Below are 23,932 nucleotides of genomic sequence, written 5' to 3'. Positions count from 1 at the left end.
GATGCGCGGATCTTAGCAACCGGCCTGCATCGCCTTATGGCCCGGGAGTCCGGGTGACGAAAGTCATCACGGCCCGGGCGGCGCGGGCTCCATGTAGTGTTCGCCCGCGGCTTCGCACATCAATTCCTCGGCGCGCGCGTGGCCGAGGTAGTCGTGGATCCAGCGGCGCAACAGGTAAATCGCCGGGATCAACGCGATCGCAGCCAGCATCTTGTAGGCGTAGTTCACCGTGCTCACCGCGAGGAACAGGCCCATCGGCCAGTGCTGCGGGCCGATCACGAAGGCGATGTAGAGCACCACGAAACTATCGACCAGCTGCGACACCGCGGTGGAGCCGGTCGCGCGCAGCTACACCGCGCGTTCGCCGGTGGCGCGACGGATGCGGTGGAACACTGCGATGTCGATCAGCTGGCCGAGCATGAAGGCGACCAGCGAACCGGCGATGGTCCACAAGCCCTGGCCGAACACCGCGGAGAACGCGTCCTGGTAATTCGAAACGCCTTGTGATTGAGCGGCGGCCACCCACCAGCCCGCGGGCTTGAGCCAGATCGCGATGAAGGCGAAGGCGAAGCCGAACGCGATCAGCGCCGCCGCGGTCCACGAGATCAACCGCACGCCGCGGCGCCCGTAGTATTCGTTCACCACGTCGGTGAACACGAACACGAACGGCCACAGCAGGGTGCCGGCGGTGAAGTTGAGCGAACCGCTCTGGCCGAACAGGTTCCACTGCAGCGGCGCGATGCCGAGCGTGTCTTCGAGCGCGAAGATCTTGACCCCGATGAATTCGGCGAGCACCGCGTTGACGCAGAAGAAGCAGGCGAGCAGCACGAAGACCTTGGTCGCGCGGTCCTCGAGCACGGGCAGGCTCATGCCTTCGGTCCCGGTGGTGTGAACGGGATCGATTCGGGCGACACCGCGCCGCCGGAGATGATGAAACGCATCGCCTCGTCCACGCTCCAGTCGGTGGGCGTCACCAGTTCCACCGGCACGATCTCGAGGTAGCCCGAGGTCGGGTTGGGCGTGGTCGGCACGTACACCGCGGCGAGTTCGCGGCCGGTGCCCTGTTCGCGGATCACGCGGGTGACGAAGCCCACCGATTTCATTTCCTTGTGCGGGAAATCGATCAGCACCACGCGCTGCGCGCCGTCGGGCTGCGTCTGCAGGATGTCGAGCAGTTGCCGCGCGCTGCCGTACACCGTGCTCGCCAGCGGCACCCGCGCGACCAGCGATTCGAACCAGCGGATCGCGCGCTGGCCGACCACGCGCCGCGCCAGCCAACCGGCGAAGAGGATCACGACGATCGTGGCCAGCAGCGCGAGCGCGGCCATCACCCACGACTGCGCCAGCCACGCCAGCGAGGGCGAACCCGCGGCGAGGCCGTTGAGCAGCGGTTCCACCAGCGGGCGCCCGGTATTCGACAGCAGCACGAACACGAACTTCACCACCACCCAGGTCAGCCACACCGGCAACAGGGTGAGCAGGCCGGTGAGGAACAGGCGGCGCAGGCGGGGTTCGGTGGGGGAAGGCATCAGGGGGTCAGGTCGCGGACGAGGCGGAAGCCGACGTCATCGTAACCACGCGTCGCATCGAGCGGGCGGTTTTTGTCGCCGCCTCGCCAGCTCGTCCCGACCACGCCGCGCGCCTCGGTCCAGTCGGAGACGCGCTTGCCCGGACCCGCGGGAGCGCCCTGCAATTCGTCGCCACGCGGCAGGCGGTAGCGTTCGCCGGTCTGCTTCTGCAGCCACTGCACGTAAGCGATGGCATCGGCATGCGACACGCACACCACCGGATCGTTCGGCGATTGTTCGAAACCGGGCGCTTGCCAGTCGCGCGGCTTGACGATGCGCAGCAGCGAAGCGCGTTCGCGGCACAGCGCGGGCGAGCGCGACGTCGCCTTGGCGAAGCGCTGGTAGTCGTCGCGGCTGACCGGGTGTTGCGCGATGCCGATCAGCGCATCGCCGCGTTGCACGATCTCCATGCCGCCGAACGGGCCCGGCAATACGTCGCCGACTTTCGGCATGGCATCGATCCGCGCCGAGATCGAAGCGAGTTGCGAACTTGGCAGGCGCACGCCATGGGCGAAGGCGAGCAGGCGCTGCACGCCGTCCTCGTCGCGCGCGGCGAGCGCGGTTTCGACGGATCCGGCGAACGCGCTGCCGAGCTGGCGCCGCAAGCTCCGCGTCGCGTCGTCGGTCCGGGGCTGGGCGATGCGCGCGGCGATCGCGTCGGCGCGGTCGACCGCATCCTTCGCGCGGTCCAGCTTTCCGTCCCGCAACGCATCCACCGCCTGTGCGGAAAGCGCGTCGACGACCTTGCCGCCGGCGACGCCGAGGCGCGGGTGCGCGGCGTCGGCATGCCAGGCCGCGAGCAGGCTGTCGTAGGCGTTGTCGTCGCGCGGCGAGGTCACCCGGCCCGAGCGCAATTGCGAATCCAGCGCGAACAGCCAGCGTTCGGCCGGCGATTCGGGTAGCGGCCGGAACAGCGGTTCGCTGTCCTCGCCGACGATGGCGCCGTGGCCAAGCGGCACGTCCGGCGCCGGCAATCCGGCGGCGGCGTCGGTGGAAGTGGGGACGTTCTCGTCGAGGTTCGCGCGCCACAGCCCGAGCGCCTGCCATGCGCCGAATCCCAGGGCCACGACCAGCGCCAGTGCCACGAGCGTGCGCCACGGGCGGAAATTCGCGCGGAACGCGGCGAACACGTCGCCCACGTCGCTGCGCAGGCCGGTCGCCGGCTGGGGGACGTCGGCCAGCGCCTCGCGCATCTGCCGCGCGTCGGCGAAGCGCTTGTCCGGCGATTTCGCCAGCGCGCGGTCGAAGAAGCGCTGCCAGTGGCGATAGCGCGCGGGCAATCGCGGGATCGGTTTCTGCACGTGCTGCAGCGCCATCGACAACGCATCGCCGGCGACGTAGGGCAGGCGGCCGGTGAGTTTTTCCCAACCGAGCACGCCGACGCTATAGAGGTCCGCGCGCGGATCGACCGCTTCGCCGCGCGCCTGTTCCGGCGGCATGTAGGCGGTGCTGCCGACCGCGAAGCCGGCGTGGGTCACGCGCGAGCCGTAGCCGCGGCGCTGGGCGATGCCGAAATCGGTGAGCAGCGGTCGGTCGCCGTCGTCGAACATCACGTTTTCCGGCTTGACGTCACGGTGCACGACGCCGCGTCCGTGCGCGTATTCGAGCGCGTCGAGCAGCGAGCGCAGGATGTGGCGCACGGCGTCTTCGTTGCCGGTGTAGTCGCGCTGGCCGAGGTGGCCGCGGGCGAGGTAGGGCATGGTGAACCACGGCAGGCCGTCGCCGCTGCGGCCGACGTCGTGGATGCCGACGATGTTCGGGTGGCGCAGCCGGGCAATCGTGCGGGTTTCGTTTTCGAAGCGGCGGCGGCTGACTTCGTCGGACAGCGCTTCGGGGCGCATCAGCTTGAGCGCGACTTCGCGGCCGAGCGAGGCCTGTTCGGCGAGGTAAACCGTGGACATGCCGCCGTCGCCGAGCACCCGCAGCAGGCGGTAGCCCTGGATGGTCGGCGCGTCTCCGCGGTGCGCGGGATTCGGCATCGTGGTCGTGGATTCCCCCGGAATGCGGAGCATAACGCGTCGCGATGCCGAATCGCCCGGTTAGTCGAATCCGCGACATGCGTCACGCTCGCCGTTGCAGGAGCGCGCTGGAGCGCGACCGGGTTTGCGGGATTGGCGAATGGCGGGTCGAGATCCGCCCTACACGATGCCGCGAATTCGTAGGGCGGATTTTAACCCGCCTTGCGCGGGTTAGAGAAGCTTCTGTTCGAACGAATTGTTAGATGCGATTCCGCAGCTCACAAATGCTGTTCCAGTATGCGTCGTGGTCGTTCGCTTCTTCTTGATCCTGTAAAAGGTGGATGGAGAGGACGTACTTGTCGCCTCGGTTGAAGTCGAAGCGTTGCAGATCGCACGATGTGTTCCCATTGACGCGAACGTTTATGTATTCGGCCGTAGTGCCGCGTAAGTTCTTTGTCACTTTGAATGTGACAATTTCTCCACCTGAGCTGAGGACGGGAATTCCATTCGAATTGCAGCCAGGGGAGTCGCGGATGATTAGGTGGGAGATGGCCTCGCCTTCGAAGACGACTGCAGTTTGATCCAGGTCACCGATCGATTCCGGTTTATTGCAGCCACATGCAAAGGAAGGTCCGGATGCGGCTAGTAGAAGCGTGGCAGCGAGAATCTTGAACATCGTGTTTAACACCCCATGGCCCAAGTAGCATGATGCGCCCGGGATTCTATGCCTGCTAGCCAAGATCGCACTTGCTGCGTTCACCGCCCCACCTTCCTGCGCACATACAACTGCTTGCGCACGCGGGCCACGCTTGCAATGTCCGTATCTTAGAACCAGCGTATCCGGCTCCAACCCGTCAATTGATGATTTCCCCGCTGCCCGATTCGACGAATTTCCGCAATTGATCGATGAATTCCCGGTCGTGGGATTCCCAACTCTCGAGCTCGCCGACGATCCGCAAGGGCTGCTCGCTGCGGTACGAACGCGTCGGGTTGCCCGGGAATTTCTTGTTCGTGACGTTCGGGTCGTCTTCGAATCGCCCCGTCGGATCCACGACATACACTCGCGGTCGGCCTTCTCCTTTCGCGATTTCCGCCGCCAGGCCCGCGCCCTTCGGCACGGTCGTGAAATAGACGTGGTTCATCACCACGCTGTCCCGGTAATTGGACCTGAAACCCGCGGTCAGCAGATCGCCGATCGACAGGCTTGCCTTCGTGCCGTGATAGAACGGTCCGGCGAGCGAACTGCAATTCTCGAGGGTAACCGGAGTCCATTCATCGTCGAGATCGAACATCGTCGCGTCGTCCCACGTGGCTGTCACATCGACAGGGACGGGATTCTAGGTTTCGCCTTCAGCCTTGCCGCAAGCCCCGGTGGCTGATATAAATTCATGGCGGGAGGCGCAGCGCGCCTCCTTTTTTATTTGCGGACCACGGCAACGCTTCTCGCGGCGAGCATTACTCGCCGGTTTCAACGCCCCGCCTTCCTCCGCACGTACAACTGCTTGCGCACGCGGGCCACGATCTCGCCTTCGCTATCGGTGACGGTGTTCTCGAACCAGCGCAAGGCCTTGTCGCCATTGGCGGTGGCGGTACGGATTTCATCGAGCGCTGCATCGTCCAGCTGGAACACGGCCTCGACCGTGCCCTTGCCGGGTTTCACGAATTCGATATCGCCGGCCTTGTCCCAGACGATGTAATCCGGACCCAGCGCGTGCATCGCCAGCAGCATCCAGAACGGATCGCACATCGCGAACAGACTGCCGCCGAAGTGCGTGCCGACCGCATTGCGGTTCCACGCATGCATGCGCAAGCGTACCCGCGCGCCGTGCCAGTCCTCGCCGATCTCCATCACCCGGATGCCGGTGAACAGGAACGGCGGCCAGATGTTGAGCAGGCGCCGCAACGAACGCGGCGAATCGACGCGCAGCACGTCAGGACAGCAGCAGCGAGGACATCTGCCGGCGGTAGCGGCCGACCAGGTCCTCGTCGTCGATGATGCGGAACGCGTCGATCAGCGCCTTGCGCGGCAGGCCGTCCTCGTAGCCGCGGTCGCGGCGCAGCATTTCCATGAACTGCTGCAGCCCGGCCTCGGGATTCCCTTCGACGATGGCGTGCGCGCCGAGCAGGTGGCGTGCGCGCAGGTCGCCGGGATTCGCATCGATCGCGGCGCGCAGCGTTTCCACCGGCGGCGCGTCCTTGAGCAGCGCGGCGAAACCGAGCCGCGCGCGTGCGTTCACCGCGCGGTCGTCGGTGGCGAGGTTGGCGGGCAGGGCGTCGATCAGCTGTTCGGCTTCGGTCGCGGCGCCGGTGCGCAACAGCGCCAGCGCGAGGTCGAGTTTCAGTTCGGCCTTGTCCGGTTCGGCTTCGATCTGCTTGCGCAGGCGCATGACTTCCTCATGCGGATCGACCGGCGCGGCGGGCACGTCTTCGACGGCCGCTTCGCCGGCGTTCGTGGTCGGCTGCACGCCGACCTGTTCCAGCACCTTGCGCAGTTCGCCTTCCGGCAAGGCGCCGGGAATCGCGCCGAGCATCTGCCCGTCCTTCACCAGCACCATGGTCGGCACCGAGCGGATCTGGAACGCGGCGGCGAGTTCCTGTTCCTTGTCGACGTCGACCTTGGCCAGTTCGAACGCACCGCGGTAGTCGGCGGCGAGCTTGTCGAGGATGGGGCCGAGGGTCTTGCAGGGGCCGCACCAGGTCGCCCAGAAATCGACCAGCACCGGCACCTGCAGCGAGCGCTGGATGACCTCGGTTTCGAAATTGGCGGCGGTGGCGTCGAAGACGTGCGGGGCGTGGGCGGCGGCGGTGGCGTCGGTCATGGCGGCGCAGGCGTGTGGGGAGCCGGCAACATGGGTCCGCGCGGGCGCGGATGCAAGCCCGCGATCACCCGTGGCGCAGCTTGAACGCGAGGATGATCGCGGCGAGCAGGAAGGTGATCGCGTTCGACACGATCATCGGCCAGGAGTGCAGGACGATGCCGTAGCCGAACCAGCAGGCGATGCCGACGGTGAAGAGCACGTACATCCATAGCGAGATGGCGTGCGTTTCGCGCGTGCGGATGGTCCTCACCGCCTGCGGCAGGAACGAAACCGTGGTCAGCGCCGCCGCGGCATAGCCCATCCATTCGCCGGTCATGGGTGCGCTTCGTGGTCGTCCCGGCGGTACACCATGCCCGCCTTCATCACGAAATCGACCTTCTGCATGATCGCGATGTCCTGCAGCGGGTCGCCCTGCACGGCGATGATGTCGGCGTATTTGCCGGCTTCGACGCTGCCGAGGTCGCTGGTCTTCTTCAGTAGTTCCGCGGCGTGCATGGTCGCGGCCTGCAGCGCGTACGCCGGCGGGATCCCGGCATCGACCATGTACTCGAATTCCTTCGCGTTCCCGCCGTGCGGATACACCGCGGCGTCGGTGCCGAAGGCGATCTTCACCCCGGCCCGGTAGGCCTTGCCGGCGGTGTTCATGATGATCGGGCCGACTTCCAGGGCCTTGCGCGCGACCTGCGGCGGATACCAGCCTTCCCGGGCCTTCTCCATCACGAACTGGCCGGCGATGATCGTCGGCACGTACCAGGTGCCGTGTTCGCGCATCAGCTTCATGTCCGCGTCGTCCATGAAGGTGCCGTGCTCGATCGAATCGACGCCGCCGACCACCGCGCGGCGGATGCCCTCGGCGCCGTGCGCGTGCGCGGCGACGGTGAAGCCGTAATCGTGCGCCGCGGTCACGATCGCCTTGATCTCGTCGATGGTGAGCTGCGGGTTGTCGGCGCTGGCGCTTTCGTCGAGCACGCCGCCGGACGGCATGATCTTGATCACGTCGACACCGTCCTTGTAATGCTGGCGCACCGCCTTCCACGCATCCGCGGGGCCGTTGACGATGCCCTGCTTCGGGCCGGGGTCGCCCTGCAGGTCCTTGCGGTAGCCGTCGCTGCCGTCGGCGTGGCCGCCGGTGGAGCCGATCGCGGTACCGGCGGTGAAGATGCGCGGGCCAGGCACGATGCCGGCATCGATCGCGTTGCGCAGGGAAATCGATTCGCCGTCGTTGTCGCCCAGGTTGCGCACGGTGGTGAAGCCGGCCTGCAGCGTGCGGTCGGCGTAGACCGTGGAGCGGATCGCGTAATCGGCGATGTTCAAGCGGAACTGGTCGCTGTAACTGGTGGGGCTGAATTCCATGGTCAGGTGCGTGTGGCTGTCGATCAGCCCGGGCAGGCAGGTGGAAGCCGGCATGTCGTAGTACTCGGCCATGCCCGCGGGCGACGCGATTTTCCCCGGTTGCACCGATTCGATCCGCTCGCCGCGGATCACGATGCTGGTTTCGCCGAGCATGCGTCCGCTGGTGGAATCGAACAGGTGGCCGCAATGCACGACCTTGACCGCGGGCGCGGCCGGGGCGGCATCTTCGGCGAAGGCGGTCGGGGCGAGGGCGACGAGCGCGCAGCACAGCGCGAGCAGACGATGGCGGAGCATGGCGGTTTCCCCTTGGAGCTCGCGCCATCCTAACCCCGCGTGGCGCATGGGGAAGCGCTGCGCTAGGCTCGACCGTCGTCCATGGGTTCGATTCCGAATGCGCCTGCCGATGCTTCCATACCGCAAACCGACGCCCGGTCGCGATTACTGGGTGATCGACGACGCGTTGCCGGATGCCGATGCCTTGCGCGCGCGCTGCCTCGCGCGCAGCGACTGGATCGAGGGCTGGCCGCACAAGCCGGAAAGCTGGCCGGGGCTGCGCAGCATCCCGGCGCTGGACGAGGCGGAGATGGCCCACGTCGAAGCGCTGGTGCGCAAGGCCACCGGCGCGAAGAAGCTGTGGGTGGAAACCGCGGGCGACGGCAGCACGCTCAACCACAACTGTGTGCAGGTGGTCGGCGCCGGCGAATGCGAACCGCGCCCGCACACCGATTCGCTGGCGTTGTGCCGCTACGCCGCCGTGCTCTACCTCACGCCGGGCGCGCCCGGGGACTGCGGCACCGCCTTCTACCGCCAGCGGCTCCCCGGCGGGCAGCGCGGCGGCAATTTCGTTTCCCCGCCGCACAGGAACCTGGTCGAGGCGCTGGGCACGCGCTTCGTATCGCCCGACGCCTTCGCCGAGGACGTGCGCGTCCCCAACCGCTTCAACCGCCTGCTGCTGTACCGCGCCAACCTCATCCACAGCGCCACCGGCTATTGCGGGCGGACGCTGGAGGACAAGCGCATGGCCGCGGTGTTCTTCTGGATGGCCTGACCGGGGTGCGTCGCCGCATGGCGGCCCATGCTGCACTGCGGTAGGCTGTCCAGCCCATTCAGCCTGCGTCCCGCCGTGTCCGCCGAACCCGCCGCCTACGATCCCAAGGCCATCGAGCCGGCCGCCCAGTCGTTCTGGGCCGGTACCCATGCGTTCGAGGTGAAGGAAGACGACCCGCGGCCGAAGTACTACTGCCTGTCGATGCTGCCGTACCCGTCGGGCGCGCTGCACGTCGGCCACGTGCGCAACTACACCATCGGCGACGTCATCAGCCGCTACAAGCGCATGACCGGCCACAACGTGCTGCAGCCGATGGGCTGGGACGCGTTCGGCCTGCCGGCCGAAAACGCGGCGATCAAGAACAAGACCGCGCCGGCGAAGTGGACCTACGCCAACATCGAGCACATGCGCGCGCAGCTGCAGGCAATGGGCTACGCCATCGACTGGTCGCGCGAATTCGCCACCTGCCGCCCCGATTACTACGTGCACGAGCAGCGCATGTTCGTGCGGCTGATGAAGAAGGGCATCGCCTACCGCAAGAACAGCGTGGTGAACTGGGATCCGGTCGACCAGACCGTGCTCGCCAACGAGCAGGTGATCGACGGCCGCGGCTGGCGCACCGGCGCGCTGGTCGAGAAGCGCGAGATCCCGCAATGGTTCCTGCGCATCACCGATTACGCGCAGCAGCTGCTCGACGGGCTCGATGCGTTGCCTGGCTGGCCGGATTCGGTCAAGACCATGCAGCGCAACTGGATCGGGCGCAGCGAAGGGCTGGAAATCCGTTTCGAAGTCGCGGGCGGGCATGAGCCTCTGACGGTATTTACCACGCGTCCCGACACGCTGATGGGCGTGACCTTCGTCAGCATCGCCGGCGAACATCCGCTGGCGGTCGAGGCGGCGAAGGGAAATTCACAACTCGCCGCGTTCCTGGCCGAACTCAAGCAGGGCGGCGTCTCCGAAGCCGAGCTCGAAACGCAGGAAAAGCGCGGGATGGACACCGGCCTGCGCGCGATCCACCCGATCAGCGGCAGGGAAGTGCCGATCTGGGTCGCGAACTTCGTGCTGATGGGCTATGGCACCGGCGCAGTGATGGCGGTGCCCGGCCACGACGAACGCGATTTCGAATTCGCGCACAAGTACGGTTTGCCGATCGAACAGGTCATCGCCATCCGCACGCCGCTGCCGCCGCACCTGGCGCCGGACATCGCCTACGACCCGAATGCCTGGAAGGACTGGTACGCGGACAAGAACAATCCGGCCGCGATGTGCGTGAACTCGGGCGTCATCGACGGGCTGGGCTACAAGGCCGCGTTCGACAAGATCGCCGAAGTGCTGGGCGAGGCCGCGACGCGCAAGGTCAACTTCCGCCTGCGCGACTGGGGCGTGTCGCGCCAGCGCTACTGGGGCTGCCCGATCCCGGTCGTGTATTGCGACAGCTGCGGCGCGGTGCCGGTGCCCGAGGACCAGTTGCCGGTGCTGCTGCCGGAAAACGTCGAGGACGCGTTCGCCTCGGGCGACGTGCATTCGCCGATCAAGTCCGATCCGCAATGGCGCAAGACGACCTGCCCGCAATGCGGCAAGCCGGCCGAGCGCGAGACCGACACCTTCGACACCTTCATGGAGTCGAGCTGGTATTACGCGCGCTACACCTCGCCGGGCGCGAGCGACATGGTCGACGAACGTGCGAAACACTGGCTGCCGGTGGACCAGTACATCGGCGGCATCGAGCACGCGATCCTGCACCTGCTGTATTTCCGCTTCTACCACAAGCTGCTGCGCGACCAGGGCCTGGTCGGCAGCGACGAACCGGCGACCAACCTGCTCACGCAGGGCATGGTGATCGCCGAAACCTATTACCGCGACAACGCCAACGGTTCCAAGGACTGGATCAATCCCGCGGACGTGTCCGTGCAGCGCGACGAACGCGGACACATCGTTGGCGCGACGCTCAAGGTCGACGGCAAGCCGGTGTCCATCGGCGGCACCGAGAAGATGTCGAAGTCCAAGAACAACGGCGTCGACCCGCAGGCGATGGTCGAAAAATACGGCGCCGACACCGTGCGCCTGTTCTCGATGTTCGCCGCGCCGCCGGAACAGTCGCTGGAATGGAACGAGGCCGGCGTCGAGGGCATGGCGCGGTTCCTGCGCCGGTTCTGGCGCGAGGTGACCACGCATGCCGCGCAGCCGGACCATCCGGAAGTCGACGTTTCGAAACTCGACGTGGGCCAGAAGGCGTTGCGCCGGCAACTGCACGAAACCATCCAGAAGGTCGGCGACGACTACGGCCGCCGGCACAGCTTCAACACCGCGATCGCGGCGCTGATGGAACTGCTGAACCACGTCGCGAAGTTCGGCGACATGTCCGACCAGGGCCGCGCGGTGCGCCACGAGGCCCTGCAGGCGATGGTGCTGCTGCTCAACCCGGTCACGCCGCATGTCAGCCACGCGCTGTGGCGGGTGCTCGGCCACCCCGAAACCCTGCTCGAGGACGTGCCGTTCCCGCGGGCCGACCCGGCCGCGCTGGTGCGCGATGCGCTCACCCTGGCGGTGCAGGTCAACGGCAAGCTGCGCGGCACGATAGAAATCGCGCCCGACGCCGCGCGCGAGGCGGTCGAGGCCGCGGCCCTGGCCGAGCCCAACGTGGCGAAGTTCCTCGAGGGCCAGGCGGTGAAGAAGGTGATCGTGGTGCCCGGCAAGATCGTGAACATCGTGATTGCCAGCTGACCGGGCCGGCTTGCCGGCCCCCGCGGCCTCGTCCAGACTGATGCGATGAACATCCAGCCGAAGCATCGGATCCGCATCTTCCTCCTCATTGCCGCGACGCTGGCGCTCGCCGCCTGCGGTTTCCACCTGCGCAAGGGCGTGAACCTGCCCGCCGACCTCGGCCCGTTGCGGGTGGTATCCACCAGCCGCTACAGCCCGCTCGCCGAGGCGCTGTCGCAGGCGCTGGAGCGTTCGGGGGCGGTGCCCGCGCCGCATCCGGTCGACGTGGTCCCGCAACCGGACGATGCGCAGTCCGACATCGCCCCGCCGGCGGAGGCCAGCGCCCCGGTCGCGCCGCCCGCGCCGGTGGCGACGCTGAACATCCGCAAGGAACGCTGGGGCAGCATCCCGGCCGCCATCGACGCCCGCGGCCGCGCGCAGGAGCTCACCCTGCGCTATGCGGTGGAATTCGACCTGCTGCGCGCCGACGGCAGCGTGCTGGTGCCGCGCCAGGTGGTGGAACTCGCGCGCAATTACGTGACCGTGCCGACGCAGGACATCGGCACCGACAGCGAGCAGGAAATCCTGGCCAAGGAGATGCGGCGCGACATGGTCGCTTCGATCATGCGCCGCATCGATGCCGCGCTGCAGGCGACCGGCCCGGTCGGTGGCGAAACGGCCCTGCCCGCGGACACCACGCCCGGAACGCCCGTCGAACAGCCCGCGGAACAACCCGCGGGGCAATCCATGCCGCCGCCCACGCCCTGAGCGACGCCCGATGCCGACGCTCGCGCCGGACGCATTGCCCGCGCGCCTCGCGGGCGAACCGCTGCGCCCGGCCTACCTGATCGCCGGCGCGGAATCCCTGCTGGTGCTGGAAGCCGCCGATGCGGTGCGTGCCGCGGCGCGTGAGCAGGGCTGTTCCGAACGCGAGACCTTCGAGGCCGATGCCCGCGGTTTCGACTGGAACGCGCTCGCTTCGCAGATCAATGCACCCAGCCTGTTCTCCGCGAAACGCCTGCTGGAACTGCAGTTGCCCACCGGCAAGCCCGGCAAGGAAGGCGCCGAACTCATCGCCGGGTTCTGCGCGAACCCGCCACCGGACGTGACCCTGCTGGTGCTCGCCGGCGCATGGAGCCGCCAGCACGGCGGCAAGTGGAGCGAAGCGGTTTCGCGCACCGGGCATTTCGTCGAAGTACGCGAGGTGCGCGCGCACGAACTGCCGAACTGGCTGGAACGACGCCTGCGCGCACGCGGCCTGCGTGCCGACGCCGGCGCGGTGCAGCTGCTGGCCGAACGCGTGCAGGGCAACCTGCTCGCCGCGGCGCAGGAAGTGGACAAGCTCGCGCTGCTCGACGACGGCCGCCCGCTCGACGCCGCGCGCATGGAACAGCTGATCGCCGAATCCGCGCGCTACGACGTGTTCGGGCTGGTCGATGCCGCGTTGAACGGCAAGCCCGCGCAGGTCGCGCGCATGCTCGCCGGGCTGCAGGCCGAGGGCGAGGCGGTGCCCGCGCTGATGGGCATGGTGACGATGGAACTGCAGCGCGCCGCCGCGCTGGCGCAGACCAAGGCGCGCGGCGGCAACCTCGCCGCGGAATTCCGCGCACAACGCGTCTGGGATTCGAAACAGGCGGCGTACACGCGCGCGCTGTCGCGCCACGATGCGGCGCAGTGGGAACGCTTCGTCGCCGAGGCCGGGCGCGTGGACCGCATCGCCAAGGGCCGCGCGCCGGGCGATGCCTGGCGCCAGCTCGAACGCCTGCTGCTCGCGGTCGCGGACGCGAAGGCGCGGCGCATGCTCGCGGCCTGAGCGCGATGCTCGAAATCCTCTACGGCGGCAGTTTCGATCCGGTGCATCTCGGCCACCTCGCGGTGGCGCGCAACGCGCGCGACGCGGCCGCGGCGCAGGTGCGGCTGATGCCGGCAGCGGATCCGCCGCACAAAGGGCCGCTGCACGCCGATGCGCGGCAACGACTGGCGATGCTGGAACTTGCGATCGATGGCGAACCCGGACTCGGCATCGAGGCCTGCGAGCTCGAACGCGACGGGCCTTCGTACACGGTCGACACGCTGCGCCTGCTGCGTGCGGCGCGCGTCGGCGATCGGCCGTTGGCGATCCTCGTCGGCGCGGACAGCTTCCTGTCGCTGCAGACGTGGAAGGAATGGCGTTCGCTGTTCGACCTTGCCCACGTCGTGGTCGCCGAACGCGGCGGAAGCGGTTTCGACCCGTCGACGCTGCCCGATGCGCTCGCCAAAGCGACCGCGGGCCGCTGGGCGCAGGCGCCCGACGAGCTGCATCGCCTTGCCAACGGCCTGGTCCTGCGCCTCGACCAGCCGCTGCGGCCCGAGTCCGCCAGCGAGGTGCGCCGCCGCATCGCTGCCGGCGCGGACTGGCAGGCGCTGGTGCCGCCTGCCGTGGCCGGTTACATCGTCGAAAACCGGTTGTACGGGGCTGTCATCGGCGCTTCGCTATAATTGCCCCGTTCCCCGCACGCCGAGCCCCGCACCCTTGACCAGTCCCGCCCAGGTCATCAAGACCCGCCTTCCCAATCCGCCGCCGTCGGCCGAAGCCCTGCTGAAAACCGTGCATGCGGCCGTCGAGGAACTCAAGGCCAAGGATGTCGTCGAGATCGATGTGCGCGGCAAGAGCAGCGTCTGCGATTTCATGGTCGTCGCCTCGGGCACTTCGACCCGGCACGTGAAGTCGATCGCCGACGAGGTGGTGAAGTTCGCGAAGAAGCTCGACGTGCAGCCGCTGGGCGTGGAAGGCGAGCGCGAAGCCGAATGGGTGCTGGTCGACCTCGGCGACGTGGTGGTCCACGTGATGCTGCCGCGCGTCCGCGAGTTCTATGCGCTCGAACGCCTCTGGACCGTTGGCGATCAACCTCCGGAATACGTCGGCGAAAGCGACTCCGAGTCTTCGCTGTAAGTTGTCATTCTGAGCGAAGCGAAGAACCTGCTTCCGACCATGTTTCATCGCAAGTCGAAAAGCAGGTCCTTCCCCCGGATCAAGTCCGGGGTCAGGATGACAATTCGATGAAAGCCCGCCTGATCGCCGTCGGCGAACGCGCACCGGCCTGGGTCGCGCAGGGCTTCGCCGAATACCGCCAGCGCCTGTCGCACTGGCTTCCGCTGGAACTCGTCGAAATCGAGCCCGGCCTGCGCGGCAAGGGCCGCGATGCGGTGCGTGCGACGCACGATGAAGGCACGCGCGTGCTCGCCGCGTTGCCGAAGAACGGACTCGTCGTCGCGCTCGACGGCCGCGGCCGCGAATGGAGTTCGGAACAGCTTTCGCAGCGGCTAGAACACTGGCGCGGGCAGGGCCGCGACCTCGCGTTCCTGATCGGCGGGCCGGAAGGGCACGCGCCGGAGGTGCTGCAGCGTGCCGACGAGCAATGGTCGCTCGGGGCGCTGACACTGCCGCACATGCTGGTGCGGCTGCTGGTCGCGGAACAGCTGTATCGCGCGGCGTCGATGCTGGCGAACCATCCGTACCACCGGGCCTGAAGCTGCCGTATCCTCGCCGGAACTTTCGGGGGAAATCGTCATGCGTCGGATCGCCTTGTGTCTTGGAATACTGCTCGCATGGCCGTTGTCGGGGCAGGCTGCAAAATCCGCGGAACCGACGTCCGTCGAATTCGGTGCCGGTGCCTGGGTCGACGTCGATGCGGCCGGCAAGGCGCGTGTGGTGGAAGTAGAACCACTTCTCCGATTCGACGACGACGGCACGCCCGGAAGTCTCGCCGATACCATCAAGACACGGCTGCGAGAACGAATCGAAACATGGGAATTCACCCCTCCGATGAAGGATGGCGTGCCGGTTTCGGGGAAGACGCACTTATTCGTGTCCGCGACCGCGGCAGATGACGGGGCGGGTGGAATGCGGATCCTCGTCAAATCCGCGTCCACCGGCTTCTATGTGAAGAACCATTCCCTTTCGCCGTTATTCGCCAATCCGGCGAGCCTCAGCGAAGGTTGGTTGAACCTGCACATCGAATTCGGTCCGGACGGAAAGGTGACCGATGCAAGCGTCGTGGACGCGAAAGGATTTGGCGGGCGTAGGTTCGGCGGGAAAATCGATAGGAACATGCAGAGAGCCGTACTGGCCACTGTCAAGGGATTTACTGCAGAGATGGAGTGGGTGGACGGTCAGCCGATCGGAGGTAGCGGGAATTTGCCGATCAAGATTTGCATGTCCAAGGCATGCATGTCGGCTCAACTTCCCGACACAGGTGGTGACAGCGAAGGACTGGTGGCGGCGGTTTCCGCCATGCAACTGCGCACCGCCGTCGCCGGCACGGTTCTCTGACCATTGCCTGAAACGACATCGGCACCGCGGTTGCGGTGCCGATGCGATTCGATGGTCGATCAGTTCAACTTGAAATCGATCGGAACGATGCCGATCGCCTGCACCGCCACGCCATTGCGGCTGGCCGGGCGGAAGCGCCAGTGCTTCTGCACCTGTTGCTGCGCGGCGCGGTCGAGCTCTCGGTTGCCACTGCTGCGGTGGATCGCCACTTTCAGCGGGCTGCCATCGACATCGACCAGCACCTCCAGCAGTACCGTGCCGGTGATGCCCGCGCGCAATGCGTCGCGCGGATAGTTCGGCGCTGGCGCGGACGCATATTCCAGGCTCATGCCGGTGATCGGGCCGGTGGCGACCGGCGTCGTTTCGATGGGCGTGGTATCGGGCGGGATGTAGGCTTCGCTGCCGTTGTCCACCAGCACCGGAGCGTCGACCGGCGGTGCCTGCACCTGCGGATGCTGGCGTTCGATCGGTACCTGCGGGCGAATCGGCACATGCGGCACGACCTGGACGACCTCCGGTTTCGGCTTCGGCTTGTTGAGGTCGACGACCTGCGTGATCACTTCGGGGGCACGCGCCGGCACGAGCGCCGGCCCGCCCTGCATCGGCAGGCTCACCAACATCAACAAGGCGAGGTTGAGGGCGATGGCGCCGGCATAGGCCGCGATCCGGCGGAAATCGGGGTGCACGTGCCACGTGCTTGCGAACGGTTGGGCATTGCGAACCAGCACCATGATCCACCTCCTGTCGGTTGCCTGCGGGAGACAAACGCTCGAGGGCGGCGGTCGGGGTTGATCGAAGCCGCGCCCCCCGCGCCGCCTGATCGCCGTCGACACCACGCTGCGCCGGGTCGGTGTGCAAGGGAAGTGATGGCGCCATGGTCGCGGACGAACGGTATCCGGGATCGACGAATGGCAGACGCCCCGGCAAGCCGGGGCGTCTGTATGGTGCGCAATGCGGGACGGCTTACTTGCCGAGTTCGAACACCACGTCGACGCTGGCGCTGACGGTGTTCTCGCCCGGCGACACTTCGGTGCCGGCATCCTTCGCCATCGCCGCCATCCGTACCATCGGCATCGGCATTGGCGGGCTGAAACCGCCGCCTTCGCTGATGCTGACGATGCGCCGCACCTGCAGGCCCAGCGACTTCGCATACATCGCGGCGCGCGCATGGGCCTTGTCGAGCGCTGCGCGGCGCGCCTCGTCCTGCACCGCGTCCGGCTGGTCGATTTCGAAACTCGGGCCGTTGACCTGGTTGGCGCCGCTGGCGACCAGCGCGTCGAGCACCTGGCCGAGCCTGGCCAGGTCGCGGACCTTGAGGTTCACGGTGTTGCTGGCCTGGTAGCCGGTGATCGTCGGCGGCTGGTTCTCGGCGTATTTGTAGTTCGGATTGAGGTTGACGCCGCTGGTCTGGATGTCCTTGTCGGCGATGCCGGCGGCGCGGATCGCGGCCATCACCTTCTGCATCTGCGCGGCATTGGCGCGCATCGCCGCATTGGCGTCCGCGGCCTGGGTGACGACGCCGGCGGACACGGTGGCGACGTCCGGGGCGTGCTTGACGTCCGCGGACGCGGAGACGGAGAGCAGGGTGCCGTCGGCGGGAATGGCGTAACCGGTGGCGGGCTGGGTCTGGGCGCAGGCGGTCATGGTCGTTCCGAAGGCGATGAGGGTGGAAAGCAGGAGCGGGCGAAGGATGGGGCGGGACATGTCGATCTCCGGCGGGTGGCGGGGAAGGGTGTTCGGGACAGGCTGTTCAAGATGGGGTGAACGCGCGGTGAGCCACGACGGGGTTGTGTGCGGCGGCGCACGCGGAGCGCATTCAAGCGCGGGTTATCCTTGCACGGATGCTGTATCTCGCCTCGCAATCACCCCGTCGCCGCCAGTTGCTCGGCCAGCTTGGGGTCGAATTCCGCCTGCTCGACCTCGACGTGGACGAAGTGCGCGGTCCGGGCGAAGCGGCCGCGGACTACGTGCGCCGGGTCGCGCGGGAAAAAGCCGGCGCGGGCCTGCTCGAAGTCGTCGCGGTGCCGAACGCGGTGGTGCTCGGCGCCGATACCGAGGTCGTGCTCGATGGAGAAGTCTTCGGCAAGCCGCGCGACCAGGCGCATGCCGCGGACATGCTGCGCCGCCTGTCCGGGCGCAGCCATGAAGTGATCACCGCGGTGTCGCTGGTGTCGGCCGGGCGCGAAGCGCAGGCGGTGTCGAACTCGCAGGTGCGCGTCGCCGCCATGTCTGACGCCGACATCGCGCGCTACCTCGCCAGCGGCGAATGGGAAGGCAAGGCCGGTGCCTACGCGATCCAGGGCCGGTTCGAGGCGCACATCGAACACTTGTCCGGCAGTTACAGCGGGGTGATGGGCCTGCCGTTGCACGACACCAAGAAATTGCTGCGTGAGTTCGGCGTGTCGTGAATGCACCAAGGGCATTGGACGCGGATAAAAGCGGAAAACGCGGATAAAGCAGGAAAAATGAAAAAGCCGTTTCCACAACCCGCTTCATCCGCGTGCATCCGCGTCGATCCGCGGCCATGGGCTTTTTCCAACCGTGTGCGACACCTCGAAGCTGCTGCGCGGATTCGGCGTCTCGTGAGCAAGCAAAGGGCATTGGCCACGGATAAAAGCGAAAAGGGCGGATAGGGCAAGGGCGAGAATGATGAAAAAGCCGTTTTCACAACCTGCTTCATCCGCGTGCATCCGCGTCGATCCGCGTCCGGGAGCTTTTCGCCATGTCTGAAGAGATCCTGGTCAACGTCACCCCGCGCGAGACCCGCGTCGCCGTGGTCGAGAACGGCATGCTGCAGGAACTGCACATCGAGCGCGGCTGGAGCCGCGGCGTGGTCGGCAACATCTACAAGGGCCGGGTGCAGCGGGTGATGCCGGGCATGCAGGCCGCGTTCGTCGACATCGGCCTGGAGCGCGCGGCGTTCCTGCACGCCAACGACATCGTGCGGCCGGCGAACGTGCCCGCGGTCGACGGCGAGGAAGCGGCCGCGCCGCCGCCGCGCCCCATCGGCGAACTCGCGCGCGAAGGCCGCGAGGTCGTGGTGCAGGTGGTGAAGGATCCCATCGGCAGCAAGGGCGCGCGCCTCACCACCCAGATCAGCATTCCCTCGCGCTACCTCGTGCTGCTGCCGAACACGCAGGTGGTCGGTGTCTCCGCGCGCATCGAGGACGAGGACGAACGCGCGCGGCTCAAGGGCATCGTGACCGCGAGCGCCGGCGACGCCGGGCATGGCTACATCGTGCGCACGAATGCGGAAGGCCAGCCGGCCGAAGCCCTGGCCGAGGACATCGCCTACCTGCAGCGCGCCTGGCAGCAGGTCGAACGCGATTCGCGCGAGGCGAAGGTTGGTTCCCGTGTGTACGAGGACCTGTCGCTGCCGCTGCGCGCCGTGCGCGACCTGATGCGCCGCGACGTGGAGAAGGTCAAGGTCGATTCGCGCGAGACCTGCGAGAAGCTGCGTGCATTCGCGGCGCAGTTCATGCCCGATTGGAGCGGGCCGGGGCTGGCGGAAAAAATCGAGCACTACAGCGGCTCGCGCGCGATCTTCGACCTGTATGGCGTCGAGGACGAGATCCAGCGCGCGCTGGAGAAGGAAGTGCCGCTCAAGTCCGGCGGCTACCTCGTCATCGACCAGACCGAGGCGATGACCACGGTCGACGTCAACACCGGCTCCTTCGTCGGCCAGCGCAACCTCGAGGAAACCGTCTACCGCACCAACCTCGAGGCGGCGCAATCGGTCGCGCGCCAGCTGCGCCTGCGCAACCTCGGCGGCATCATCATCATCGACTTCATCGACATGGTCGATCCGGAACACCGGCGACAGGTGCTGCGCACGCTGGAGAAATCGCTGGCCCGCGACCACGCCAAGACGACGGTCTACGACTTCTCGCCGCTGGGCCTGGTCGAGATGACGCGCAAGCGCACGGTGGATTCGCTGCAGCGCCAGCTCAGCGAGCCCTGCCACGAATGCGGCGGCCGCGGCATGCTCAAGACCGCGGAAACCGTGACCTACGAGATCTTCCGCGAAGTCGTGCGCGCGGTGCGCCAGTTCGAAGCCGCGCGGCTGCTGGTGATTGCTTCGCCGAAAGTGGTCGCGCGCATCACCGACGAGGAATCGGCCGCGGTCGCGGAGCTGGAGGAATTCCTCGGCAAGTCGATCCGGTTCCAGGCGGATGCGCAGTATCTGCAGGAGCAGTTCGATGTGGTCCTGCTCTGAGGCGCTACTGCGCGGCCGTGATCGCGCGCCCGGCGGTGCTCGCAATGCTCATGCACTGTCATGTGCACTGCGCTTGCTGCGCTCCGGCGTGCACGCGCTGACGGCCGCTCGCGACGCGCCGCATTGCGGTAGATCGTCGCCATGACCACGCCGCTCCGCATGCGCCTGCGGCATGCGCGCCGCTGGTTCGGTTACGGCATTGCCGCGTTGCTGGTGGCGATGGCGCTGGGCGCGGGCGCGATGAGCCAGTTGCTGCCGCTGGCCGAGCGCCATCCGGACCGCATCGCGGCATGGTTGAGCGCGCGTGCCGGGCGCCCGGTCGCGTTCGACAAGGTCGAAACCGAATGGACGCGACGCGGCCCGCTGCTGCGCCTCGATCGCCTTCGCGTCGGTGCGGGCGCGCAAGCACTGGTGATCGGCGATGCGGAAGTGCTCGTCTCGCAATACGCGGGCCTGTTGCCGGGGCGTTCGTTCACCGAGTTGCGCGTGCGCGGGCTCGACCTCACCCTCGAACGCGGCGACGACGGCAGCTGGCAGGTGCGCGGCCTGCCCGGCGAAAAACAGGGCGGCGATCCGTTTTCGACTTTCGAACGCCTCGGCGAATTGCAACTGGTCGGTGCGAAGTTGCATGTCGTCGCGCCGGCGCTGGGCGTGGATGCCGTTCTTCCACGCGTGGACCTGCGCCTGCAGGTGCGCGGCGACCGCGTGCAGGCCGGCGTGCGCGCGACGATGCGGGACGAGGCGTCGCCTCTGCTCGGCGTGCTGGATTTCCGTCGCGGCAACGGCAACGGACGCGCCTACGTTTCCGCGAAGAAGGCGGATTTCGCCGCGTGGTCGCCGCTGCTGCGCGTCGCCGGCGTGCGCCTCGCGCGCGGACAGGGTCGCGCCGAAACCTGGCTGGACCTGCGCGCGCACCGCGTGGTCGCCGCCACCGCTTCGGTCGCGATCGACGGCATGCGCCTCGAAGGCGCGCCGCTGGCGGACGGCACCGCGACTTCCGTCGATCTCGGTCGCGTCGAAGGCCTCGCGCGCTGGGGATCGATCGATGGCGGTTGGCGCATCGATGCGCCGAAACTTCGCGTCGGCACCGGTGCGAACGCGCAATCGCTCGACGGGCTGCTGCTTGCGGGCGGTCGCCGCATCGCGGTACGGGCAAACGCGGTCGATGCCGGGCCCTTGCTCGCGGTCGCCGCGCTCAGCGACCGGCTTGCGCCGGGATTGCGCGCGTGGTTGTCGACGGCGCGGCCGCAGGCGCATTTGCGGAATGTCGAACTCGCCGGCGTGCAGGGCGGGGCCTTGCGCGCGCGCGGCCGCGTCGAAGGTTTCGGCTTCGCCTCGAGCGATGGCGGGCCCGCGCTCACCGGGCTCACCGGCGACGTGGACGGCGATGCGAACGGCATGGTGTTCGTGCCCGATCCGGCGAAGGCGGTGCGCTTCGACTGGCGGAAGGGATTCGGCGTCGTCCACGACATCAGGCTCAAGGGCAGCATCGTCGGCTGGCGCGAAGGCGCGGGTTGGCGCTTCGGCACCGGATCGCTCGCGATCGATGGCGATGGCTACGATGCCAGCGTGCGCGGCGACATGTGGTTCCAGGGCGACGGCACGCGGCCGTGGATCGACCTCGCCGCATGGATCGGCGATACCTCGGTGTCGCAGGCACACAAGTTCTGGATCCACCACCTGATGTCGCCGGCGACGGTGCGCTGGCTCGACGACGCGCTACAGGGTGGCGCGCTGCACGAAGCGCGTGCGCTGGTCACCGGCGACCTCGACGACTGGCCGTTCCGCCACCACGAGGGACGCTTCGAGGCGCGGGCGACGCTCAGCAACGCGACGATCAAATTCCAGCCGGAGTGGCCGGCGCTGCAGAACGCGGACATGCAGGTCGCCTTCATCGACGACGGCATGGACGTGCAGGGCAAGGGCACGCTCGGTGGCGTCGGCGTGCGCGAACTGAACGCCGACATCGAATCCTTCGGAAAGGCGCGGCTGCGCATCGATGCCAAGGGTGGCGGCGATGCGTCGCAACTGCTCGCGCTGCTGCGTGAAAGCCCGTTGTACAAACAGCAGAAGGACACCTTCGACGCGCTTTCGGCCAGCGGCCTCGCCGATGTCGGTTTTTCGCTGGACATCCCGTTCGCGGAGCACCAGCCGGCGAAGATCGACGGCACCGTGCGCCTTGCCGGGGTGCGCGCCACGGATGCACGCTGGAAGCTGACTTTCGACGACATGCGCGGCAGCGCGCGCTACGACCAGCACGGATTCGACGCGGAAGGGCTCAAGGCGAAGCACGAAGGCCAGCCGGGCCTGCTCAGCCTGCGCGCCGGACAGGGCCACGTGCGCGCCGCCGGGAATGCGTTCGAAGCCGAACTCGCGGCGAGCATGGATGCCGAGGCGCTGATCGATCGCGCGCCGACTTTCGCGTGGTTGAAACCCTATTTCGACGGCCGTTCGCAATGGACGATCGGCGTGGCATTGCCCGAAGCGCAGTCCGCTAGCGCGCCGAGCAGCCTGCAGTTGCGTTCGAACCTCGTCGGTACGCGGATGACACTGCCAGCGCCACTGGACAAGTCCGCCGGCGATGCGTTGGCCACGCGCATCGACGCGCAACTGCCGCTGGGCGAAGGCGAGGTCGCGGTGGCGTTCGGCAACCGGCTCGCACTGCGTGCGCGCAGCAGCAACGTCGGCACCGGCGTGCGCGTGGCGCTCGGCGCTTCCAGCGTCGCTGATGCGCCGCCGGCGAACGGGCTGGTCGCGAGCGGACGCGCGCCATCGCTGGATGCGCTGGATTGGGCGGTGCTGTCGCGCGCCGGCGACGGGGGGCAGGGCGGCTTGCCCTTGCAGCGCATCGACGTCACCGCCGCGCACCTGCAATTGCTCGGCGCCGATTTCCGCAACACCCGCGTGCAGGCATCGCCGGCGGCGGGCGGGGCGACCGCGATCCAGTTCGATGGCGACAACCTCGCCGGTACGCTCACGATCCCGCGCGACGATGGCGCAACAATTGCCGGCAAGTTGCAGCGTTTCTGGTGGCGCGGAGCCGCAGCGGCTCCGTCTCCGAACAGCGATGCGGCGTCGAACGAGGACGTCGATCCCGGCAAGGTGCCGCCACTGAACCTCGCCTTCGACGACCTGCGCATCGGCGACGCGAAATTCGGCAGCGCGAGCGTGCGCACGCAACCGGCGCCGGGCGCGCTGAAGCTGTTGCAGTTCCAGTCGCGTGCGGCGAAGCAGCAGATCGACGCCAGTGGGGAATGGAGCGGGCGCGGCGCCGCGGCGCGTTCGCGGGTGGACATGCAGCTCGCGAGCGAGGACTTCGGTGCCTTCCTCAATGGTTTCGGTTTCGGCGGCCAGCTCGCGCGCGGCAAGGGCCAGGCGCGGCTGCAGGCCACGTGGCCGGGTTCGCCGATGGGCCTGAAGCTCGCGGCGTTCGACGGCAACCTGCACATCGATGCGCGCGACGGCCAGCTCACCGAAGTCGAGCCCGGCGCCGGGCGCGTGCTCGGCCTGCTCAGCATCGCGCGCTTGCCGCAACGGCTCACGCTCGATTTCCACGACTTCTTCTCGAAGGGTTTCGCGTTCAACACGCTCAAGGGCGACATCGCGCTCGGCAACGGCCAGGCACGCAGTGACAACCTGCGCATCGATGGCCCGGCGGCGGAAATCAACATACGCGGCGTCGCCGACATGCGCAGCGAAACCTACGACCAGACCGTGGACGTGTTCCCCAAGGCCGGCAACCTATTGACCGCGGTCGGCGCCATCGCCGGCGGGCCGGTGGGCGCGGCCATCGGCGCTGCCGCGAACATGGTGCTGAAGAAACCGCTCGGCCAGCTCGCGGCCAAGACCTACCACGTCAGCGGCCCGTGGAAGCAGCCCAAGGTCGACGTGGTCGCGCGCAGCCAGGCGCAGTCGCAGCCGCAAGCGCAACCGAAGGATTGAATTCCGTCGGTCG

The 23,932-nt window shown here is 67.7% G+C and carries 21 protein-coding genes and 1 pseudogene; 11 read left to right on the top strand and 11 right to left on the bottom strand.

Going from position 1 to position 23,932, the window contains the following annotated elements:
- Positions 1–66 precede the first annotated feature (66 nt).
- The 9 genes and pseudogenes from FNZ56_RS05250 to FNZ56_RS05210 all read right to left on the bottom strand — a co-directional run bounded on the left by FNZ56_RS05250 (position 67) and on the right by FNZ56_RS05210 (position 7,992).
- Positions 67–870: pseudogene (locus FNZ56_RS05250) on the bottom strand (queuosine precursor transporter).
- Positions 867–1,529, bottom strand: a complete 663-nt coding sequence (locus tag FNZ56_RS05245; protein WP_143878830.1) for a DUF502 domain-containing protein — start codon at positions 1,527–1,529, stop codon at positions 867–869. Before FNZ56_RS05245 ends, FNZ56_RS05250 begins: the two are co-directional and overlap by 4 nt.
- Positions 1,529–3,580: a bifunctional serine/threonine-protein kinase/formylglycine-generating enzyme family protein gene (locus tag FNZ56_RS05240; protein WP_143878829.1), complete on the bottom strand. Its 2,052-nt coding sequence runs from the start codon at positions 3,578–3,580 to the stop codon at positions 1,529–1,531. The genes FNZ56_RS05245 and FNZ56_RS05240 overlap by 1 nt, the downstream gene beginning before the upstream one ends.
- Before the next feature lie 205 nt (positions 3,581–3,785).
- Positions 3,786–4,202: a hypothetical protein gene (locus tag FNZ56_RS05235; protein WP_143878828.1), complete on the bottom strand. Its 417-nt coding sequence runs from the start codon at positions 4,200–4,202 to the stop codon at positions 3,786–3,788.
- Between the two features lie 178 nt (positions 4,203–4,380).
- Positions 4,381–4,818, bottom strand: a complete 438-nt coding sequence (gene arr, locus FNZ56_RS05230) for an NAD(+)--rifampin ADP-ribosyltransferase (protein WP_143878827.1) — start codon at positions 4,816–4,818, stop codon at positions 4,381–4,383.
- Positions 4,819–4,994: 176 nt separating this feature from the next.
- Positions 4,995–5,453, bottom strand: coding sequence for a DUF4442 domain-containing protein (locus FNZ56_RS05225; RefSeq protein ID WP_281286189.1), 459 nt, complete (start codon positions 5,451–5,453; stop codon positions 4,995–4,997).
- A 4-nt stretch (positions 5,454–5,457) separates the two neighbouring features.
- Complete coding sequence (gene trxA, locus FNZ56_RS05220; RefSeq protein ID WP_143878826.1) at positions 5,458–6,345, bottom strand: thioredoxin; 888 nt, start codon at positions 6,343–6,345, stop codon at positions 5,458–5,460.
- 64 nt (positions 6,346–6,409) lie between these two features.
- A complete protein-coding gene (locus FNZ56_RS05215) occupies positions 6,410–6,661 on the bottom strand; it encodes a SemiSWEET transporter (RefSeq protein WP_143878825.1) in 252 nt (83 codons plus the stop codon).
- Positions 6,658–7,992 carry a metal-dependent hydrolase family protein gene (locus FNZ56_RS05210; RefSeq protein WP_143878824.1) on the bottom strand — a complete coding sequence of 445 codons (1,335 nt, stop codon included), beginning with the start codon at positions 7,990–7,992 and terminating at the stop codon, positions 6,658–6,660. The genes FNZ56_RS05215 and FNZ56_RS05210 overlap by 4 nt, the downstream gene beginning before the upstream one ends.
- A gap of 109 nt (positions 7,993–8,101) precedes the next feature.
- Between FNZ56_RS05210 and FNZ56_RS05205 the strand changes: the two genes are divergently transcribed.
- From FNZ56_RS05205 to FNZ56_RS05170, 8 genes are all read left to right on the top strand, one after another.
- Positions 8,102–8,746, top strand: a complete 645-nt coding sequence (locus FNZ56_RS05205; protein ID WP_143878823.1) for a DUF6445 family protein — start codon at positions 8,102–8,104, stop codon at positions 8,744–8,746.
- A gap of 75 nt (positions 8,747–8,821) precedes the next feature.
- Positions 8,822–11,470 (top strand): leucine--tRNA ligase, encoded by a 2,649-nt coding sequence (leuS, locus tag FNZ56_RS05200; RefSeq protein ID WP_246064718.1) that lies wholly within the window; start codon positions 8,822–8,824, stop codon positions 11,468–11,470.
- A gap of 45 nt (positions 11,471–11,515) precedes the next feature.
- The gene (locus FNZ56_RS05195) at positions 11,516–12,217 is read left to right on the top strand and encodes an LPS-assembly lipoprotein LptE (protein WP_143878821.1); all 702 of its coding nucleotides are present in this window, start codon (positions 11,516–11,518) and stop codon (positions 12,215–12,217) included.
- 10 nt (positions 12,218–12,227) lie between these two features.
- The gene (gene holA, locus FNZ56_RS05190) at positions 12,228–13,262 is read left to right on the top strand and encodes a DNA polymerase III subunit delta (protein WP_143878820.1); all 1,035 of its coding nucleotides are present in this window, start codon (positions 12,228–12,230) and stop codon (positions 13,260–13,262) included.
- A gap of 5 nt (positions 13,263–13,267) precedes the next feature.
- On the top strand, positions 13,268–13,927 hold the full coding sequence (gene nadD, locus FNZ56_RS05185; RefSeq protein ID WP_143878819.1) for a nicotinate-nucleotide adenylyltransferase: 660 nt from the start codon (positions 13,268–13,270) through the stop codon (positions 13,925–13,927).
- Positions 13,928–13,961: 34 nt separating this feature from the next.
- Positions 13,962–14,381 carry a ribosome silencing factor gene (gene rsfS, locus FNZ56_RS05180; protein WP_143878818.1) on the top strand — a complete coding sequence of 140 codons (420 nt, stop codon included), beginning with the start codon at positions 13,962–13,964 and terminating at the stop codon, positions 14,379–14,381.
- Positions 14,382–14,488: 107 nt separating this feature from the next.
- Positions 14,489–14,959: a 23S rRNA (pseudouridine(1915)-N(3))-methyltransferase RlmH gene (gene rlmH, locus FNZ56_RS05175; RefSeq protein ID WP_143878817.1), complete on the top strand. Its 471-nt coding sequence runs from the start codon at positions 14,489–14,491 to the stop codon at positions 14,957–14,959.
- Positions 14,960–14,999: 40 nt separating this feature from the next.
- Entirely contained in the window at positions 15,000–15,761 is a 762-nt protein-coding gene (locus tag FNZ56_RS05170; RefSeq protein WP_143878816.1) for a hypothetical protein, read from the top strand.
- Between the two features lie 59 nt (positions 15,762–15,820).
- On the opposite strand, the gene FNZ56_RS05165 is transcribed toward FNZ56_RS05170, so the two are convergent.
- Positions 15,821–16,492, bottom strand: a complete 672-nt coding sequence (locus FNZ56_RS05165) for an energy transducer TonB (RefSeq protein WP_185970799.1) — start codon at positions 16,490–16,492, stop codon at positions 15,821–15,823.
- A 232-nt stretch (positions 16,493–16,724) separates the two neighbouring features.
- Positions 16,725–17,465 carry an SIMPL domain-containing protein gene (locus tag FNZ56_RS05160; RefSeq protein ID WP_143878814.1) on the bottom strand — a complete coding sequence of 247 codons (741 nt, stop codon included), beginning with the start codon at positions 17,463–17,465 and terminating at the stop codon, positions 16,725–16,727.
- A 137-nt stretch (positions 17,466–17,602) separates the two neighbouring features.
- On the opposite strand from FNZ56_RS05160, the gene FNZ56_RS05155 reads away from it, so the two are divergent.
- From FNZ56_RS05155 to FNZ56_RS05145, 3 genes are all read left to right on the top strand, one after another.
- On the top strand, positions 17,603–18,169 hold the full coding sequence (locus FNZ56_RS05155; protein WP_143878813.1) for a Maf family protein: 567 nt from the start codon (positions 17,603–17,605) through the stop codon (positions 18,167–18,169).
- 314 nt (positions 18,170–18,483) lie between these two features.
- Positions 18,484–19,977, top strand: a complete 1,494-nt coding sequence (rng, locus tag FNZ56_RS05150) for a ribonuclease G (protein WP_143878812.1) — start codon at positions 18,484–18,486, stop codon at positions 19,975–19,977.
- Positions 19,978–20,118: 141 nt separating this feature from the next.
- On the top strand, positions 20,119–23,919 hold the full coding sequence (locus FNZ56_RS05145) for a YhdP family protein (protein ID WP_143878811.1): 3,801 nt from the start codon (positions 20,119–20,121) through the stop codon (positions 23,917–23,919).
- Positions 23,920–23,932: the final 13 nt, after the last annotated feature.

Origin of the sequence: Lysobacter lycopersici (assembly GCF_007556775.1) — a bacterium.
Taxonomy (GTDB): domain Bacteria; phylum Pseudomonadota; class Gammaproteobacteria; order Xanthomonadales; family Xanthomonadaceae; genus Pseudoluteimonas; species Pseudoluteimonas lycopersici.
The sequence above is the reverse complement of the archived record's forward strand: the minus strand, read 5'-3'. Positions and strand labels throughout refer to the sequence as shown.